This window comes from Clostridium sp. LS3 (genome assembly GCF_055330225.1).
In genome coordinates this window covers 3,937,022-3,953,998 of the sequence record NZ_CM143921.1, presented here as the reverse complement: position 1 = coordinate 3,953,998, position 16,977 = coordinate 3,937,022, and the positions used below count along the sequence as shown (strand labels likewise).

Genomic DNA, 16,977 nt, shown 5'->3' with positions numbered 1-16,977 from the left:
AAATATGAATAAAAAATCAGCTTTAGGTAAGGGGTTAGGTGCACTAATACCTAACGATGTTACAACTAAAGAAAATAATAAGCCATCTGTTATATCAATAAATTTAATTAAAAGTAATAATGATCAACCAAGGAAATCTTTTGATGATGAAAAGATAGCTGAATTATCGCAATCAATAAAAGAACATGGAGTAATACAACCAATAATATTAAATAAACAAGATAATTATTACATGATAATTGCTGGAGAAAGAAGATGGAGAGCGGCAAAGTTACTAGGATTAAAGGAAGTTCCAGCAATAGTAATGAATTTAACGGAAAAAGATGTATTAGAAGTATCATTAATAGAAAATATTCAAAGACAAGACTTAAACCCTATAGAAGAGGCAATGGCTTACAAAAAACTATTAAGTGATTTTAACTTAACTCAAGAAGAACTTAGTAAAAGAGTAGGTAAATCTAGAGTTGCTATAAGTAATACTATAAGATTAACTAATCTTTGTGAAACAGTTAAACAATATTTAATAGATGAAGTTATATCAGAAGGTCATGGAAGAGTATTATTGTCAATAGAAGATGCTAGAGTTCAATGTGAAGTTGCACAAAAGGTAATAGATGAAAAACTTTCAGTTAGAGAGTTAGAAAGATTAGTAAAGAATTTAAATATTGAGAAAAAAGAAAAAGAAAAAACTAGAGACATGAATCCATATTATAAAGATGTAACTGAGAGATTGCAGAATTACTTTGGAACCAAGGTTAACATAAGTAATAAAAATAACAAGGGAAAAATAGAAATAGAATATTATTCAAATGAAGATTTACAAAGGATACTAGAAATAATTAATTTATAGATGTTTCACGTGAAACATTTGTAAGTTAATTAAATTGGATGTTTCACGTGAAACATTAAATTGTACTTTATTATGAATTCTAGAGAGGAGCATTTAATTTGGAGAACATTATAAGTATGATAAATGACTATTCATCATTTATTGTTATTGGACTATTAATTATAATGTTATTACTTTTTATAATAGTAATTTCATTAGTAAGATCTATAAATAAACTTGAAAAAAAGTATAGAAGAATTATGAGAGGTTCTAATAATAAAAATTTAGAAGAACTTATAAATTCAAAATTAGAAGAAATAGATGCATCTATTGAGAAGTCTCAAGAAGCTCTTAACAAATGCGAAGTAATAAAAGAGGAAATGAAGGGTTGCGTAAATAAAATAGCTATAATGAGATATAAGGCATTCCCTGATGTCGGAAGTGATTTAAGTTTTTCAATAGCAATATTAGATTCACATAATGATGGAATTTTATTAACTGGAATTTACTCTAGACAAGATAGTACTACCTATGCAAAACCTGTAGATAAAGGAATTTCAAGGTATGAACTATCAGAAGAAGAAACATATGTATTAAATGAAGCTATTAATAAGAAATAATATATTAAAACAAAAAATGAGAGTTTAAAAGCTCTCATTTTTTTGTAGGTAATTTACCTTTGATGATTTATTAAGATATTTAAATTCTTTAGATACTTTTAATATAAAGTGGTATATTCCTTTAGATATACAGTCAGCTAAAGCCATTACTGTATATAATCTAGTATTTTGTAAAACTATAAATTCAAAATTTCCTCCAATGTTAACAATTCCAGTTATACTTAAATCACCTATAGGTGGTAAGTCTTTATTTACAGCTAAGCCTGGGCGAATGGGTTCTTTATTTATAAAAACTTTACCTATATTACTAATTTTCCCTAAACAAGAGTCGATTGCTACTATATATGGATTATCAAAATTACAATTTATCTTATTGATAATGTCATTAATATTCTTAGAGTGGACGGGGCTTTCTAGAGAGCCGTAAATATGGATTTTATTATTAGAAATAAATTTTAATTTATATCCAATTAGTGGACCTAATGAATCCCCAGTACATCTATCTGTACCAATACAAACAAATATTATATCCCTATTATCAGCAAGTACATTTTTTAAATTTTTATATAAATAATCTCTAACTTCTAAATAAGCATTAGAAGATAATGAATCAATTGAAAAATTTTTATTCATAATAAAACCTCCCTCATTGAAATTATTGACAATAAGGAAGGTTGATATTCATAAAAAGCTATTTAGCTTTATTTATTTTATTTATAGAGTTTATAGTATAGTCTATTTCAGATTTCGTATTAAAGTAGCTAAGACTTAATCTTACTGTACCCGATGGAAAACTTCCTATAGTTTTGTGTGCGAGTGGTGAACAGTGTAATCCAGATCTATTTTTAATACCAAAGTCATTGTCAAGTGTGAAAGAAAGTTCTGCTGTATCCATATCCTTAATATTAAATGAAATACAAGAAGTGTAGTTATCACTATATATATCCTCATAAACAATGATATTATTCATATTAATAAGTTCATTAAGCAAGTATTTTCTTAAGAATCTATTTTTTTCATATATAGTATTTATACCTTCATCATTTATAAACTTAATTCCCTCAGTTAAGCCAACTATTCCAGGCATATTAAGGGTTCCAGATTCAAACTTATCAGGTAAGAAATCCGGTTGAAATAATGAGTGAGATAAGCTTCCTGTTCCACCTAAAGTGTAAGGTTTACATATGTTGTTAAGCTTATCATCAATTATAAAACCACCAATGCCCTGAGGTCCAAATAAGCTTTTATGACCTGTGAAAGCTAAAGCATTTAAATTAAAATCTTTAAAATTTATATCTAAGACACCAGCCCCTTGAGCCGTATCTAATACAAATAAGATATCATTATTTTTACAAATAGCACCAATGTCCTTTATAGGCTGAATACTACCGACTACATTAGAAGCCTGATTTAAAACAATCATTTTAGTATCAGGTCTTATAAGTTTTTTTATGTCAACAGGAGAAATAAAACCGAATTTATTAGCATTAACTATATCTAGATCTATAAATCCATTTTCTTTTAAGTTATATAATGGTCTTAAAACTGAATTATGTTCCATTGAAGAGGATATAACATGGTCACCTAAAGAAAGTGAGCCATTAATTAGTATATTTAATGATGTAGTAATGTTATTAGTAAAAATAACATTTTCTATAGAATCGAATTTAAAAAAATCAGCAATTATGCTTCTAGCATCAAATAGAAGCCGATTAGTTTGAAGCGCATTATCATGATTTGATCTGCCTGGATTACCTCCAATATTTGTAAGGAAATTATATATAGAGTCAGCAACATTCTTAGGTTTAGGAAATGTTGTGCTTGCGTTGTCTAAATATATAGTCATAATTTACTCCTTTTATATGTAGTTATAACTAAATTATAAAATACTTTAATAGTATTTACAAAGTATTAAATTACATTATAAATATAATACTATTTAAATATAAAAATATATATAATATAATTAAAGGAATTAAAACTTACAAAATAGGAGGACACTATGAAATATTATATTATAGTTTTTAAAAATACTCTTGATGCTATGAGCGCAGAAAAGATATTGAAGGATGAAAATATTATTTTTAAAATGATGCCAACACCTACTGCAATAACTCAAAGTTGTGGTATTTGTGTTAGAATTGAGGAAAAAACATACATAGATAATATTATATCAAGAGATATTATAAGATATAAAAATATATACGAGAAAGATAAAAATGAATTTCAAGAAATTATTTAATATTTTTTTAGAGGTGAATTATGCAAAATTTCATGACTTTCGTTAGCCCGGTAATAGATAAAAATGGAAAATTAACTTTAAATGTAGATTGGGAGGCTGCGTGGGAAACTTCAATAAACACCTTAGAGTTTATATTAAACAAAGGTATAAGGCTTATATTGCTGATTGTTGTTATGTACTTAACTATAAAAATCGGTAATAAAATAATTGATAAGTTTGTGCAAAAACAAATCAAAAGCAAATTAAGTTTTTCTATGAATAGTCAAAAGGCTATTACTGTTGGTGCAATTTTAAAAAGCTCATTAAAATATGCAGTGTATTTTTCAAGTGGGGCAATAATAATTGGTAGTACATTTAAAGTATCAGCTGCTGTATTAAGTGCAGTAGGATTTGTAGTTGGTATAGGAGCTCAAAGTTTGGTAAAAGATATAATTAATGGGTTTTTCATACTGTTTGAAGATCAATATGGGGTCGGGGACCATGTAACAATAGGAAAGCATAGTGGTATAGTTGAAAACATAGGAATTAGATCTACTGTTTTAAGAGATTTTAGTGGAGATACTCATATTTTACCTAATGGAATTATATTAGAAGCAACTAATCATTCAAGAGGAAATATGAGATTTATGGTGGATATTGAAATTGCATATGAAGAAGATGTAGATAATGCAATAAAATTAATAGAAGATACATGTAAGAAGTTTAAGAAGAAAAATAAAGATGAAGTTACAGATGATATTGAAGTACTAGGAGTAACTTCTTTAAATGCTTCAAGTGTTACAATAAGAGTAGTAGGAAAAGCAAAACCATTATCTCAATGGAAAATGGAGAGAGAATTAAGAAAAGATATAAAGAAAGCATTAGATGAAGAAGGGGTAGAAATACCGTATCCTAAGACTCAAATAGTAAATAATATAAATGATAATAAATATATTTAGCTTTAATTTAAATGGTTGGAGGTTTGAAATGATAGAGACTTTTGATTTAGGGGATCTAGTAGAAATGAAAAAGCAGCATCCTTGTGGAAGTAAAGAATTTGAAGTAATAAGACTTGGAGCAGATATTAAGATAAAATGTACAGGTTGTGGAAGAATAATAATGTTACCAAGAAGTAAATTTCAAAAAGAAGCAAAAAAAATAGTTAATTTGTAGTAATTTAAATTTAAAACTTGCAAAAAAAAATGAATAATGCTACAATATTTAATTGTAATCCCTGCTGTGCAAAGCACAGCCAAGGTCCGAGGGGAGGAGGTGAAAATGATGAGAAAGTACGAAACTATATTCATACTACACCCATCATTAGACGAAGAAGCTTGTAAAGCTGCTATCGAAAAGTTTAAGGGTGTAATAGAAAACGGTGGAGGAACTATAGAAAATGTTGACGTTTGGGGTAGAAGAAAGCTTGCTTACGAAATTTCAAAAGTTAACGAAGGTTTCTATACATTAATCAACTTTAATGCTGATTCAGAACTACCTAAAGAATTAGACAGAGTATTCAGAATTACTGATGGTGTTTTAAGACACATCATAGTTAAACAAGAAGCGTAAGAGGTGATATTGTCATGAATAAGGTAATACTTATTGGAAGACTAACAAAAGATCCAGAGCTAAATTTTGCTGCTGGTAGTGGAACTGCTGTAACAAGATTTTCTTTAGCAGTAACAAGACCTTTCAAGAAGGATGAAACTGATTTTATCAACTGCATTGCTTTTGGTAAAACTGGTGAAACAATAGCACAATATCTTACAAAAGGCAGACAACTAGCTGTTACTGGAAGCATTAGAACTGGAAGTTATGATGCTAAGGATGGAACTAAGAGATACACTACTGATGTAGTTGTAGATTCTTTTGAGTTCATTGGATCAAGTAACAATGGTGGTGCTGGAAGAGATCAAGGTTCATTTAATAATAATGGATATGGCTCTTCAAATACGGGTTCTGATTATTCCAATCCATCAGGTAACTTTGGTGGAATGAATTTTGAGGAAGACATGACTCCTGTAGATGACGGAGATATGCCTTTCTAATAGTCTATTAAGAAGGAGGAAATTAGCATGAGAGATATGAAAAGATCTGGAAAAATGAGAAGATCTAAGAGAAAAGTATGTGCTTTTTGCGTAGAAAAGGCTGAAGCAATAGATTACAAAGATATTACTAAGCTAAGAAAGTTCGTTACAGAAAGAGGTAAGATATTACCAAGAAGAATTTCTGGAACTTGCGCTAAGCACCAAAGAGAATTAACAAGTGCTATAAAGAGATCAAGAAATATAGCATTATTACCATTCACAACTGAGTAATATAATAAACCCCTGACATATCAGGGGTTTTTTGTTATATTCATATAGAAAAGTTTTACAAATATTGTAATTGGGCTGATAATTTGTTGCATTAAGGGCAAATTATAATTAAAATATATATACAAGGGTTTAGTATAGGGGTGAGCATTGTGAAGAGGGATGATTTAAATATAATGGCTAATATAAAAATGATAGAAAAGTTAAAGGCAAATTTATTATGCATAATAGGAGAGTTCTATCATTTACTTACTAAGGGAAGTAATGTAGCTCAGGATGCAATTCTAAATTGCATATCGGGTGCTATACTTGTATTATATGTATTAGCTCAAAAACTAGGTTATTCATGCCAAGATGTAGATGATGACATGAAGAAAAAGTTACAAGTTGGTATAGCAGAAGGTCATGAATATGAAAAAGATGGTAAGAGTTTAAGTAAACTTCAATTATATTTAAAGGAGCACCATTAATCTTATGATATGGAATGATTTAATTAAAAAAAGGCTTAAAACTATTATGGCTATAATTACACCACTGATGTTTGTAGGAGCTTGTATAGGATTTTATTATATAAAAAGTACTATTTTAGGAACCATATTACTTCTTATATTTATTATATTCAATATAAGTGAGTATATGATTAAGGGAAAAAATGAAGATCATATCGAAGAAATAAAGGAAAATATAAATAGAGATATAAGTAGTAATATACTAAATTTGATATTTCCAGTTGCTTTAATAAAAGAATCAGGAGAAATTTTTTGGTGTAATAAAGAATTTGAAAAGTTTATACCAAATGAGGATCCTATAGGATTAAATGTAGTAAGCATAGCAAGAGGATTAAATTTATCTAGACTACTAACCTGTGATAAAGATTTACATCAAAAAATAAAAATAGTAGATTATTTATATAAGGTTTATGCAAGTAAAATAGAAAATTATGATATAAATGAAGATTTATATATAGTTTATTTTAACGATATAAGCAATTTGAAAAATATAGATAATACTAAAGAGAGTATAATGCTTATAGAGGTGGATAATCTTTCAGAATCCTTAGAAACTACAATAGATAGCGATAGACCTATGTTAGTTGCAGAAATTGAAAAAACAATAAACCTATATGCACAAAGACTTAAAGCTATGATAACAAAATATGATTCTAATAAATATGTACTCTCAGTACAAGATAAGTACATAGATGAAGAAATAAATAATAAGTTTAGTATATTAGATGAGATATCTAATATTGATAGAGGAAATAAATTTGAAGTTACTTTAAGTATAGGAATTGGAAGAGGGGGCACTTGTCCTCTTGAAAATAATAATTTTGCAGTAACAGCAAAAGAGCTAGCCTTAGGTAGAGGTGGAGACCAAGTTGTTATTAAGAGTAATGAGAAAATAAAATTCTTTGGTGGTAATACAAGGGAAATAGAAAAAAGAACTAGAGTAAGAGCAAGAGTTATAGCACATGCATTAAAAGAATTAATATATGAAAGTAGCAATGTTTTTATTATAGGACATAAAAACCCTGATATGGATTGTTTTGGGTCATCAGTCGGTCTATCTTCTGTTGTAAAACAACTAGGTAAACCATGTAATATTATATTAGGTAATGAAACAACAGCAATCGATTATTTTATATCTAAATTAAAGAAAGATTCAAAATATGATAAATTGTTTATTTCACCAGAGGAAGCTTATGAACAAATTAATGAAAAGACACTTCTAATAATAGTTGATGTCCATAATAAGGGTTATATGCTAGATTTAGATATAGTAGAGAAGGCTCAAAGGAAAATAATAGTAGATCATCATAGAAGAAGTCCGGACATAGTAGAAGGTTCAATATTAAATTATATAGAAGTATATGCATCTTCTACATCTGAGATGGCAACAGAATTAATTCAATATATGGTTCAAAAGCCTAATTTATCAAGATTAGAAGCAGAAGGGTTACTAGCTGGAATATTTATGGATACAAAAGGTTTTTCAACTAAAGCTGGTGTCAGAACATTTGATGCTGCATCATTCTTAAGAGGATTGGGAGCAGATACAATTGAAGTTAAAAAGATGTTTATGGATGATCTTGATGATTACTTAATAATAGCAGATACTATAAGGTCAGCAGAAGTAACTAATGGATTAGCCATTGCAGTTGCACCTAAAAGAATGAAAAAGGGATTTATGGCAGCTAGGGCAGCAGATGAGCTTTTAAATATATCGGGCATAAATGTATGCTTTGTATTAGCAGAAATAAATGGAGATATAATTATAAGTGGAAGATCTATTGGAGAGGCCAATGTACAGGTAATATTAGAATCTATGGGTGGCGGTGGTCATATGAATATGGCAGGAGCGCAATTAAACAATATATCAATAGATAATGCTATAAAAATACTTAAAAAATCAATAGAAAAACATTTAAAGGTGGGTGAATAACATGAAAGTAATTTTATTACAAGATGTTAAAAAGTTAGGAAAAAAAGGCGATGTTTTAGAGATATCAGATGGATATGCAAGAAATTTCTTATTTCCAAGGAAATTAGCAGAAGAAGCAAATAATAATAATATGCACATATTAAATACTAAAAAGGAAAATGAAAGAAAGAAAAAGTTAGCTGAGATAGAAGCCGCACAAAAGTTAGCTTCAGAGTTAAAAGGAAAAGAAGTTAAAATTGAAGCTAAAAGTGGTGAAAGTGGAAGATTATTTGGAGCAATAACAAGTAAAGATGTAGCAGAATTAATAAATAAGCAATTTAATTTATCAATAGATAAGAAAAAAATAGTTATGGATACAATAAAGGTTGCAGGTGGTTATGATATAGAAATAAAACTATATCCAGAAGTATCAACTAAGATGAAGTTAATAATTGTACCGCAATCATAAGGAGGACTAAGTTTGAAGACTTATGACGAAACAAATATAGAAAGTATATTAGATAGTGAATTATCTTTAGATGCACAAGTAAATGTTATAAATCAAATATTAAAGAATGTATTAGATGAGGGTGCAGTAAGAGCAAGAACGGTTAGGTTTAAGCTTCAAAAGTATGCAAATTCTCCTAATATATGTGAAAGAGTATATGCTCTTAATGTAATAGCTTCAGATGGAAAAGGAATAAAGGCTGTTCCAAGTGAGAGTGAATTAAGAGGTGTATTAGAAGATACAATTTATTATATATCAGAAAATATAGCGAGAAAGTATGTTCAAAACAAGGTTGAAACCCAAGTTGAAAAGGCACTTCAAGAAAGACAAGACAAATTTATGGATGATATTAAATTATCTATAATAAAAAAACAAAAGGGGCCTGAAAGTGCTAAAACTACTAAGAAGCTAGAAAGATTAGAAGAGTTAGATTCAAAGAAGATTAATAAAAACGTAATGAGTCTTTTAAGACCAGAAAACTTTGAAGAAATAGTTGGGCAGGAAAGAGCTATAAAATCTCTAATATCAAAAATGTCATCACCATATCCACAACATATAATTTTATATGGACCACCTGGAGTTGGTAAGACTTCAGCAGCTAGATTAGCGTTAGAAGAAGCTAAAAAGTTAAATTTTACACCATTTGATAATGATTCAGAATTTGTTGAAGTTGATGGAACTACATTAAGATGGGATCCAAGAGAAATAACGAACCCATTATTAGGATCGGTTCATGACCCTATATATCAAGGTAGTAAAAAAGATTTAGCTGAGATTGGTGTTCCTGAGCCAAAAACAGGATTAGTAACAGAAGCTCATGGAGGAGTTCTATTTATAGATGAAATTGGTGAGTTAGACGAAATACTTCAAAATAAACTATTAAAAGTTTTAGAAGATAAAAGAGTTGAATATTCATCATCTTACTATGATCCAGATGATGAAAATACACCTCAATATATAAAATATCTTTTTGAAAAAGGAGCACCAGCCGATTTTGTTCTAATTGGTGCAACTACAAGGGAACCTGGTAAAATAAATCCAGCACTAAGATCAAGATGTACTGAGGTTTACTTTGAACCATTGTCAGCGAAAGATATTAAAGGCATAATAGAAAACGCAGCTAAGAAATTAAATGTTGAATTAGAAGATGGAATAGCTGAGTTTATTAGTAGATATACTATAGAAGGAAGAAAAGCAGTTAATATATTAGCTGATGCATATGGCTATTCATTATATAATTCAAAAGAAAATAAAAATAATACAATTACACTTAAAGATGTAGAAGAGGTTATTTCTATAGGAAGATATGTACCGTATGAAATAATAGAGGATATAGATAAATCTGAAATAGGCCATACGTATGGATTAGGAGTTAGTGGCTTTATAGGATCAACATTAGAAATAGAATCAGTTGTATTTGAATCTAAAAAGCCAGGAATGGGTACTGTGAAGTTTAATGATACAGCGGGATCTATGGCAAAGGATTCAGTTTTCAATGCTGCATCAGTTATTAGAAGAATAACTGATAAGGATATAAAAGATTACGATATACATGTAAATGTTGTTGGTGGTGGTAGAATAGACGGACCATCAGCTGGTGCTGCTATTACTATTTCAATAATAAGTGCATTATTAGAAAGACCTATAAGACAGGATATAGCAATAACAGGAGAAATATCTTTGAAAGGAAATATAAAGCCGGTAGGTGGAATATTTGAAAAGATATATGGAGCAAGAAGAAAAGGTATAAAACTAGTAGTAATTCCTAAGGCTAATGAAAAGGAAATACCATTAGAATTAAATGATATAGAAGTTAAAGCTATAAGTAATATAGAAGAATTAATGGATATAGTATTTGAAAAATAAACTAATTAATTAAGCTTCCTTTATTGGAAGCTTAATTTTATTTTATATAATCTAAAAGTTTGATATAATATATTATTATGAAGAGGAAGGAGGTTACATATGGAAGCACCAATAATGAGAAGTTTACCTCAAAGTTTAGAGGCAGAGCAATCAGTAATAGGATCTATGATAATAGATAAAAGTGCTATTGCAAAATCATTAGAAAAATTAAATGAAGATGACTTCTATAGAGATGGGCATAAGGTTATATTTAAAGCTATTAGAGAAATGTTTTCGCAAGATATGGCTGTTGACCTAGTAACCTTATTAGAATACTTAAAATCAACGGATAAGTTAGATAAGGCCGGCGGAGTTACATACATATCAGAAATAAGTTCATCTGTAATTACTACAGCAAATCTCGAAGCCTATATAAAAATAGTAGCAGACAAATCATTACTAAGAAAACTAATAAAATCATCTACAGCAATTATAGAAGAAAGCTATAACAAACAAGATAAAGTAGATGATGTGCTAGATTCTGCTCAAAAAAAGATTTTTGATTTAGCAGAAAAGCAAGGATCAAATGATTATGAACCTCTATCAAATGTATTAGAAAGAGGATTCTTAGAGATTGAAAGGCTATTTAATAATAAAGGATCTATAACTGGAGTTGGATCAGGAATAAGAGACTTAGATGCTAAAACATCAGGTTTTCAGAAGGGGGATATGGTTCTTATTGCAGCTAGACCTTCTATGGGGAAAACTACATTTTCACTAAATATAGCTGAAAATGCTGCATTAAGGGAAGGAAAAAGTGTAGTTGTATTTTCTCTGGAAATGTCTAAGGAGCAGTTAGCTTACAAATTGCTTTGTTCAGAGGCTAATGTAGATATGCTAAAGCTTAGAACAGGTAATTTAGATGATGAGGATTGGGAGAGAATAGCTAGAGCAACAGGACCTTTATCTAAAGCAAAGATATACATTGATGATACTGCAGGTCTAAGTGTAATGGAAATGAGATCTAAGTGTAGAAAAATAAAAATGGAACATGGCATAGATATGATACTTATAGACTATCTACAGCTTATGAGCGGTAGTTCAGGAAGTGAAAGTAGGCAACAAGAAGTTTCAGAAATATCTAGGTCTATAAAAGCATTAGCTAAAGAGATGGAATGTCCTGTAATAGCCCTATCACAGTTATCACGTGCTCCTGAACAAAGAGCTGACCATAGACCGATGCTTTCGGATTTAAGAGAATCAGGGTCAATAGAGCAGGATGCTGACGTTGTTATGTTCTTATATAGAGATGAATACTATAATAAAGAAACAGAAGAAAAAAATATAGGAGAATGTATTATAGCAAAACAGAGAAATGGTCCAGTAGGAACTGTTAAGATGGCATGGATAGGTGCTCATAGTAAGTTTGCTAATTTAGAGTTAGTTTATAAAGACTAAATAAAGCTATGCAAATGCATAGCTTTATTTTATAAATTTAATTTTAAATTTTTGGAATTTTAAAGTAAATTAAATTAGCGCAAACGATGTTTTTAATTTTGTCTATATCTACATTTTTCAAATAGAATACTCTTTTTAAATTTACTTTATTATTTTTATTTTTTAAGGAGAGATTTAATATAAGAAAATTATTTACATATTTTATTAAAATTTCTTCCTTAGTTAAATCTCTAAGATAAATATAGATATCATAAAACTTATCTTTATTGACTAATTTAATAATAGGTTTTACATTTTCCTCTAAAGGATTAAAGTTTAATAAGTTATCTATTTTACTTTCTAGATCAATAAGCAATAAATTATCTTTCATAACTAATCCCTCCTTACAAATAGTTTGTAACTATAATATAAAGCTATTCTATGAGTATAATGGGGGATTTTATAAATAATAATTAATTAAGAAAATTATTAACAATGATTTTAATAAGAAGGTGAATATATTGAATAAAAAAATAGGATTTATAGGCTGCGGAAACATGGGAAAAGCAATGCTTAAAGGGCTTTTAAGTTCAAACGAGATAAGCAGTAAAGATATAATTATTTCAACAAGAAGTGAAGAATCTAGGGATAAAATATTAAAGGAGTTTGAAGTAAAATGTACCCTTAGTAATATAGAAGTAGCAAAAGAGTCAGAAATATTATTTTTAGCTGTAAAGCCAAATATGTATAAGCAAGTCATAGAAGAAATTAAAAACTTTCTAAAGGATGATGTTATCATAATATCTATAGCAGCAGGAATAAGTATATCAGATATAGAAAATTTCTTAGATAAGGATTATAAAATTGTAAAAACTATGCCAAATACTCCAGCATTAGTAGGTGAAGGAATGTCTGCTATATGTCCAAATTCAAATTTAAGAAAAGAAGAACTTAAATATATATGCAATCTTTATGGAAATTTTGGGGAATATGAAATTTTAGAAGAAAAATATTTTGATGCATTTACAGCTTTATGCGGATCTTCGCCAGCCTATATATTTATGTTTATAGAAGCTATGGCTGATGCTGCTGTAAAGCTTGGGATACCAAGAAATAAGGCATATAAAATGGCTGAACAAAGTATATTAGGATCAGCAAAATTAGCATTAGAAACAGGAAAACATCCAGGTGAACTTAAGGATATGGTTTGCTCACCAGGAGGAACAACTATAGAAGCTGTAGCGGAATTAGAGAAAAGTGGATTTAGAAGTTCAGTAATAAAAGCTATGGAAGTATGTGCTGAAAAATATAACAATATGTGAGTTAAAGGGAGTAATTAGAATTACTCCCTTTAATTATAAAAAATTATATTTCGGAAAATTTATTTTTGTAGAATAATTAAATTCATTTTAATAGAAACTAAAGATTGATAGACAATTATACAAATATTAACACGAATTATATAAATAAAATACAATAAAATATTCGCAAAATGGTTGAAACTTTATTTTTACTTTGCTAATATGGTAGGTGGAAATTAATATTAATTAATTTATAAATAAAGGACTTATAGTCTTTTTATAAGGAGGCAATATAAATGTCAGCATTTGTTGTTCTAGGAGCTCAATGGGGAGATGAAGGTAAAGGTAAAATGACTGATTACTTAGCAGAAGAAGCAGAGGTAATAGTTAGGTTTCAAGGTGGAAATAATGCGGGGCACACTGTTGAAGTTGGAGAAAAGCAATATAAACTTCATTTAATCCCTTCAGGAATATTATATGATAATAAATTAAATATTATAGGAAATGGTGTTGTAGTAGATCCAAAAGCTTTATTTACAGAAATAGATTATTTAGAAGGTGAGGGAGTTAAAGTTACTCCAGAAAAGCTTATAATAAGTGATAGAGCACATGTTATAATGCCATATCACAAAGTTTTAGATAAATTAAAGGAAAAAGCAAGAGGACAAAATGATATAGGAACAACTGGTAAAGGTATAGGACCTTGTTATACAGATAAGTTTGAAAGATGTGGAATAAGAATTTGTGATCTTATAAATGAAAATATATTAAAAGAAAAATTAAAAGAAAATATAGAAATGAAGAATGAATACATAACGAAGGTTTTAGGTGGAGACGCTTTAAATTATGATGAGATTCTTTCAGAATATTTAGAGCTAGCAGAAAGACTAAGACCTTATGTACAAGACACATCTGTTAGATTATATGATGAAATAAAAGAAGATAAAACAGTACTATTTGAAGGAGCGCAAGGAATGCTTCTAGATATAGATTATGGTACATATCCATATGTAACATCATCAAATACTACTGCTTGTGGAGTTGCTAGTGGTTCAGGAATTGGGCCTACTATGGTAACAAATGCAGTTGGTATTGCAAAAGCATATACTACAAGAGTTGGTAAGGGACCATTCCCAACAGAATTAGATAATGAAATAGGGGAATGGATAAGAGAAAAAGGACATGAATATGGTGTCACTACAGGTAGATCAAGAAGATGTGGATGGTTAGATGCTGTTATATTAAAGACTACAATAAGAGTATCAGGGTTAACTTCTTTATGTGTAACTAAGATAGACACTTTAGCTGGATTAGAAAAACTAAAAATATGTGTTGGATATAAGTTTAATGATAAGGTTATAGACTATTTTCCAGCAAGCTTAGAAGATTTAGCTAAATGTGAACCAATCTATGAAGAGTTTGAAGGTTGGGGCGATGAAGTGGCTGAGGCTAGAAGTTATGAAGAGTTACCAGAAAATGCGAAGAAGTATTTATCTAGAATAGAGGAACTTACTAAGACTAAAATATCTATAGTTGGTGTAGGTCCAAGAAGAGATCAAACTATAAGAGTAACAAAAGAATTATAATATAGAAGAGATTACTATAAATTTTTTGTAGTAATCTCTTTATTTATACTTCAATAAAAGATAGCAAATAATTTGAAATAAACTATTAAGTATAATAAAATATAATGTATAAAAAAATATATTTATTTAAAATAATGTAAATAATTTTAGTCTAAGTTAATATATTAATATGGACTTATAAAAATATAAAAGAGGTGAAATGGTGGAAGAGAAAAGAAGTTATTTATCAGTTTCTGAAATACTATCAAAAGCTTTTGATATATCTAAAAATAATATTCTAGAAATTTTAAAAGTAATTGGAATATTTATTTTTCCTACAACAGTAATACTTATTGGAACAATAGTGGCTATTGCTGTATCAAGCTTTCTTAAAATATCTTATTTATATTCTTATTCATATTTTGATAGGGATATTCCTTTTATTGGGGGAGGAACTATTTTAATAATATTAATTTTAACTATTATAGCTAGCTTAATAATATTTTATGCGAATGGAGTTATTATTAAAATTTTAGATGATGCAAATAAAGGAAAAGAAGTAAGCTGGAGAAGTGCTAATATATATGTTTGGCAAAGAAAGTGGAGTGTAATAGGATTAAATATATTACTATATTTGATGATTTTTGTAGCAATGATAAGCTTGATTTTAGTTACAGTATTGTTAGCCTTTTTAACTATAGGTATTGGATTAATTATATTAATTCCATTATTTATTGCTATATTAGTTATAATGATACCAATTGTATATTTGTTTAATTCTATGCTAATAGTAAGGGATCTAACAATTACTGAAGCTATAGGAGAAACTTTCAGCTTATTTAAAAAGGGATACTTCTGGACAACTATAGGAAAATTGGCAGCAATATCAGGAATAACAATTGGAGTTGGAATAGTTTTAACAATTGTTAATATTATACCTATTTTAGGAATAATATTAGCCCTTATAGGTCAAATTTTAATTCAAGCATATACAATGGCATACTTAAATATATTAGTATGGGATAGAAATGAAGAGGTAGAGATTCTTATAGATCCTATATTATAAACAAAGGTTTTGAGAATTAAATAAACTTAAATAAACTCTGTAGAATTACAGAGTTTTAAATTTAAAATTAGGAGGAACAAAGTGGGGAAAACTTATAGTAAAGAATATGAATTACATTATTATGATGTAGATAGTAATTTAAAATGTTCTATAACAACAATATTAAATATCTTATCTGATATAGGTACGAAACAGTCAGAAGAATTAGGATCAGGAATGGCAGGACTATTAGAAAGTAATATGACTTGGGTATTTTATAATTATAATGTAAAAGTTAATAGATATCCTATGTATGGAGAAAAACTTCTAGTTAAAACGGAGCCAGTTGGATTTAAAAAGTTTTATGCTATAAGAAAGTATGAAATAAAAGATGAAAGTGGAAATTTAGTAGTAGAGGCTAATGCTATATTTTTACTTATTAATTTGGAAAAAAGAAGAACTATGAGAATACCTTCAGAACAATATGAAGTATATGGATTAAAGGGAGACATAGAAGGAGAAGTTAAAATACCTAAGTTAGAAAAGCTTAAAGATGTAATGTATGAAATAAATTTTAGCGTCAGATATACAGACATAGACTTTAATAAACATGTAAATAATACAAAGTATGTAGAGTGGGCTATAGAATCTTTGCCAGAAGATATAGTTAAAAACTATAAGTTAGAAGAAATTAAAGTTACTTTTGAAAAGGAATGTAAATATGGAGAAGAAATTAAGTCATTATCAAGTTTTACAAAGGAAGAGGATGATTCTTTAACTACTATACATAGGATAGAAACCTTAGATAATAAAGAATTAACTAAGTTAATAGCTCATTGGAGAAAATATTAAAAAGGTTAATAAACAGAA

The 16,977-nt window shown here is 28.5% G+C and carries 20 protein-coding genes; 17 read left to right on the top strand and 3 right to left on the bottom strand.

Going from position 1 to position 16,977, the window contains the following annotated elements; all coding sequences use genetic code 11:
• The first annotated feature begins 4 nt into the window (after nucleotides 1-4).
• Both ACZJV1_RS18685 and ACZJV1_RS18680 read left to right on the top strand, forming a co-directional pair.
• Nucleotides 5-850 (top strand): ParB/RepB/Spo0J family partition protein, encoded by an 846-nt coding sequence (locus tag ACZJV1_RS18685; protein WP_463651031.1) that lies wholly within the window; start codon nucleotides 5-7, stop codon nucleotides 848-850.
• 98 nt (nucleotides 851-948) lie between these two features.
• Nucleotides 949-1,449, top strand: a complete 501-nt coding sequence (locus ACZJV1_RS18680; RefSeq protein ID WP_411169311.1) for a DUF4446 family protein — start codon at nucleotides 949-951, stop codon at nucleotides 1,447-1,449.
• A 24-nt stretch (nucleotides 1,450-1,473) separates the two neighbouring features.
• Here ACZJV1_RS18680 and yyaC read toward each other — a convergent pair whose 3' ends face one another.
• Nucleotides 1,474-2,082, bottom strand: a complete 609-nt coding sequence (gene yyaC / locus ACZJV1_RS18675) for a spore protease YyaC (RefSeq protein WP_460289098.1) — start codon at nucleotides 2,080-2,082, stop codon at nucleotides 1,474-1,476.
• A gap of 58 nt (nucleotides 2,083-2,140) precedes the next feature.
• Nucleotides 2,141-3,295: an aminotransferase class V-fold PLP-dependent enzyme gene (locus ACZJV1_RS18670; RefSeq protein ID WP_463651030.1), complete on the bottom strand. Its 1,155-nt coding sequence runs from the start codon at nucleotides 3,293-3,295 to the stop codon at nucleotides 2,141-2,143.
• Between the two features lie 156 nt (nucleotides 3,296-3,451).
• Between ACZJV1_RS18670 and ACZJV1_RS18665 the strand changes: the two genes are divergently transcribed.
• From ACZJV1_RS18665 to ACZJV1_RS18615, 11 genes are all read left to right on the top strand, one after another.
• Nucleotides 3,452-3,691, top strand: coding sequence for a putative Se/S carrier protein (locus ACZJV1_RS18665; RefSeq protein ID WP_411169308.1), 240 nt, complete (start codon nucleotides 3,452-3,454; stop codon nucleotides 3,689-3,691).
• 20 nt (nucleotides 3,692-3,711) lie between these two features.
• A complete protein-coding gene (locus ACZJV1_RS18660; RefSeq protein ID WP_463651029.1) occupies nucleotides 3,712-4,629 on the top strand; it encodes a mechanosensitive ion channel family protein in 918 nt (305 codons plus the stop codon).
• 28 nt (nucleotides 4,630-4,657) lie between these two features.
• Complete coding sequence (locus ACZJV1_RS18655) at nucleotides 4,658-4,843, top strand: DUF951 domain-containing protein (protein ID WP_460289100.1); 186 nt, start codon at nucleotides 4,658-4,660, stop codon at nucleotides 4,841-4,843.
• Between the two features lie 108 nt (nucleotides 4,844-4,951).
• On the top strand, nucleotides 4,952-5,239 hold the full coding sequence (gene rpsF / locus ACZJV1_RS18650; RefSeq protein WP_322458532.1) for a 30S ribosomal protein S6: 288 nt from the start codon (nucleotides 4,952-4,954) through the stop codon (nucleotides 5,237-5,239).
• A 14-nt stretch (nucleotides 5,240-5,253) separates the two neighbouring features.
• Nucleotides 5,254-5,718: a single-stranded DNA-binding protein gene (locus tag ACZJV1_RS18645; RefSeq protein ID WP_322382190.1), complete on the top strand. Its 465-nt coding sequence runs from the start codon at nucleotides 5,254-5,256 to the stop codon at nucleotides 5,716-5,718.
• A 27-nt stretch (nucleotides 5,719-5,745) separates the two neighbouring features.
• Entirely contained in the window at nucleotides 5,746-5,988 is a 243-nt protein-coding gene (gene rpsR / locus ACZJV1_RS18640) for a 30S ribosomal protein S18 (protein ID WP_322412549.1), read from the top strand.
• Between the two features lie 149 nt (nucleotides 5,989-6,137).
• Nucleotides 6,138-6,455 (top strand): MazG-like family protein, encoded by a 318-nt coding sequence (locus ACZJV1_RS18635; RefSeq protein WP_322545412.1) that lies wholly within the window; start codon nucleotides 6,138-6,140, stop codon nucleotides 6,453-6,455.
• A 4-nt stretch (nucleotides 6,456-6,459) separates the two neighbouring features.
• On the top strand, nucleotides 6,460-8,427 hold the full coding sequence (locus ACZJV1_RS18630) for a DHH family phosphoesterase (RefSeq protein ID WP_463651028.1): 1,968 nt from the start codon (nucleotides 6,460-6,462) through the stop codon (nucleotides 8,425-8,427).
• A 1-nt stretch (nucleotide 8,428) separates the two neighbouring features.
• Nucleotides 8,429-8,875: a 50S ribosomal protein L9 gene (gene rplI / locus ACZJV1_RS18625; RefSeq protein ID WP_411169305.1), complete on the top strand. Its 447-nt coding sequence runs from the start codon at nucleotides 8,429-8,431 to the stop codon at nucleotides 8,873-8,875.
• A gap of 12 nt (nucleotides 8,876-8,887) precedes the next feature.
• Nucleotides 8,888-10,780 carry a Lon family ATP-dependent protease gene (gene lonC, locus ACZJV1_RS18620; RefSeq protein ID WP_463651027.1) on the top strand — a complete coding sequence of 631 codons (1,893 nt, stop codon included), beginning with the start codon at nucleotides 8,888-8,890 and terminating at the stop codon, nucleotides 10,778-10,780.
• A gap of 99 nt (nucleotides 10,781-10,879) precedes the next feature.
• The gene (locus ACZJV1_RS18615) at nucleotides 10,880-12,217 is read left to right on the top strand and encodes a replicative DNA helicase (protein WP_411169303.1); all 1,338 of its coding nucleotides are present in this window, start codon (nucleotides 10,880-10,882) and stop codon (nucleotides 12,215-12,217) included.
• Nucleotides 12,218-12,260: 43 nt separating this feature from the next.
• Here the strand turns inward: ACZJV1_RS18615 and ACZJV1_RS18610 are convergent, their stop codons facing one another.
• Complete coding sequence (locus tag ACZJV1_RS18610; protein WP_460289104.1) at nucleotides 12,261-12,587, bottom strand: hypothetical protein; 327 nt, start codon at nucleotides 12,585-12,587, stop codon at nucleotides 12,261-12,263.
• A 130-nt stretch (nucleotides 12,588-12,717) separates the two neighbouring features.
• Between ACZJV1_RS18610 and proC the strand changes: the two genes are divergently transcribed.
• The 4 genes from proC to ACZJV1_RS18590 all read left to right on the top strand — a co-directional run bounded on the left by proC (nucleotide 12,718) and on the right by ACZJV1_RS18590 (nucleotide 16,959).
• Nucleotides 12,718-13,518: a pyrroline-5-carboxylate reductase gene (proC, locus tag ACZJV1_RS18605; RefSeq protein WP_463651026.1), complete on the top strand. Its 801-nt coding sequence runs from the start codon at nucleotides 12,718-12,720 to the stop codon at nucleotides 13,516-13,518.
• Nucleotides 13,519-13,793: 275 nt separating this feature from the next.
• A complete protein-coding gene (locus ACZJV1_RS18600; protein WP_463651025.1) occupies nucleotides 13,794-15,083 on the top strand; it encodes an adenylosuccinate synthase in 1,290 nt (429 codons plus the stop codon).
• A 202-nt stretch (nucleotides 15,084-15,285) separates the two neighbouring features.
• Nucleotides 15,286-16,128 carry a hypothetical protein gene (locus ACZJV1_RS18595; protein WP_463651024.1) on the top strand — a complete coding sequence of 281 codons (843 nt, stop codon included), beginning with the start codon at nucleotides 15,286-15,288 and terminating at the stop codon, nucleotides 16,126-16,128.
• 81 nt (nucleotides 16,129-16,209) lie between these two features.
• Nucleotides 16,210-16,959, top strand: a complete 750-nt coding sequence (locus ACZJV1_RS18590; protein WP_463651023.1) for an acyl-[acyl-carrier-protein] thioesterase — start codon at nucleotides 16,210-16,212, stop codon at nucleotides 16,957-16,959.
• Nucleotides 16,960-16,977: the final 18 nt, after the last annotated feature.

Excerpts from the sequence above, each read along its gene's own strand:
- ACZJV1_RS18600 (WP_463651025.1), top strand. The coding sequence starts at position 13,794 with ATGTCAGCATTTGTTGTTCTAGGAGCTCAATGGGGAGATGAAGGTAAA.
- ACZJV1_RS18630 (WP_463651028.1), top strand. The coding sequence starts at position 6,460 with ATGATATGGAATGATTTAATTAAAAAAAGGCTTAAAACTATTATGGCT.
- rpsF (WP_322458532.1), top strand. The coding sequence starts at position 4,952 with ATGAGAAAGTACGAAACTATATTCATACTACACCCATCATTAGACGAA.
- ACZJV1_RS18685 (WP_463651031.1), top strand. The coding sequence starts at position 5 with ATGAATAAAAAATCAGCTTTAGGTAAGGGGTTAGGTGCACTAATACCT.
- rpsR (WP_322412549.1), top strand. The coding sequence starts at position 5,746 with ATGAGAGATATGAAAAGATCTGGAAAAATGAGAAGATCTAAGAGAAAA.
- ACZJV1_RS18655 (WP_460289100.1), top strand. The coding sequence starts at position 4,658 with ATGATAGAGACTTTTGATTTAGGGGATCTAGTAGAAATGAAAAAGCAG.
- rplI (WP_411169305.1), top strand. The coding sequence starts at position 8,429 with ATGAAAGTAATTTTATTACAAGATGTTAAAAAGTTAGGAAAAAAAGGC.
- ACZJV1_RS18670 (WP_463651030.1), bottom strand. The coding sequence starts at position 3,295 with ATGACTATATATTTAGACAACGCAAGCACAACATTTCCTAAACCTAAG.
- ACZJV1_RS18645 (WP_322382190.1), top strand. The coding sequence starts at position 5,254 with ATGAATAAGGTAATACTTATTGGAAGACTAACAAAAGATCCAGAGCTA.
- yyaC (WP_460289098.1), bottom strand. The coding sequence starts at position 2,082 with ATGAATAAAAATTTTTCAATTGATTCATTATCTTCTAATGCTTATTTA.
- ACZJV1_RS18660 (WP_463651029.1), top strand. The coding sequence starts at position 3,712 with ATGCAAAATTTCATGACTTTCGTTAGCCCGGTAATAGATAAAAATGGA.
- ACZJV1_RS18615 (WP_411169303.1), top strand. The coding sequence starts at position 10,880 with ATGGAAGCACCAATAATGAGAAGTTTACCTCAAAGTTTAGAGGCAGAG.
- ACZJV1_RS18610 (WP_460289104.1), bottom strand. The coding sequence starts at position 12,587 with ATGAAAGATAATTTATTGCTTATTGATCTAGAAAGTAAAATAGATAAC.
- ACZJV1_RS18665 (WP_411169308.1), top strand. The coding sequence starts at position 3,452 with ATGAAATATTATATTATAGTTTTTAAAAATACTCTTGATGCTATGAGC.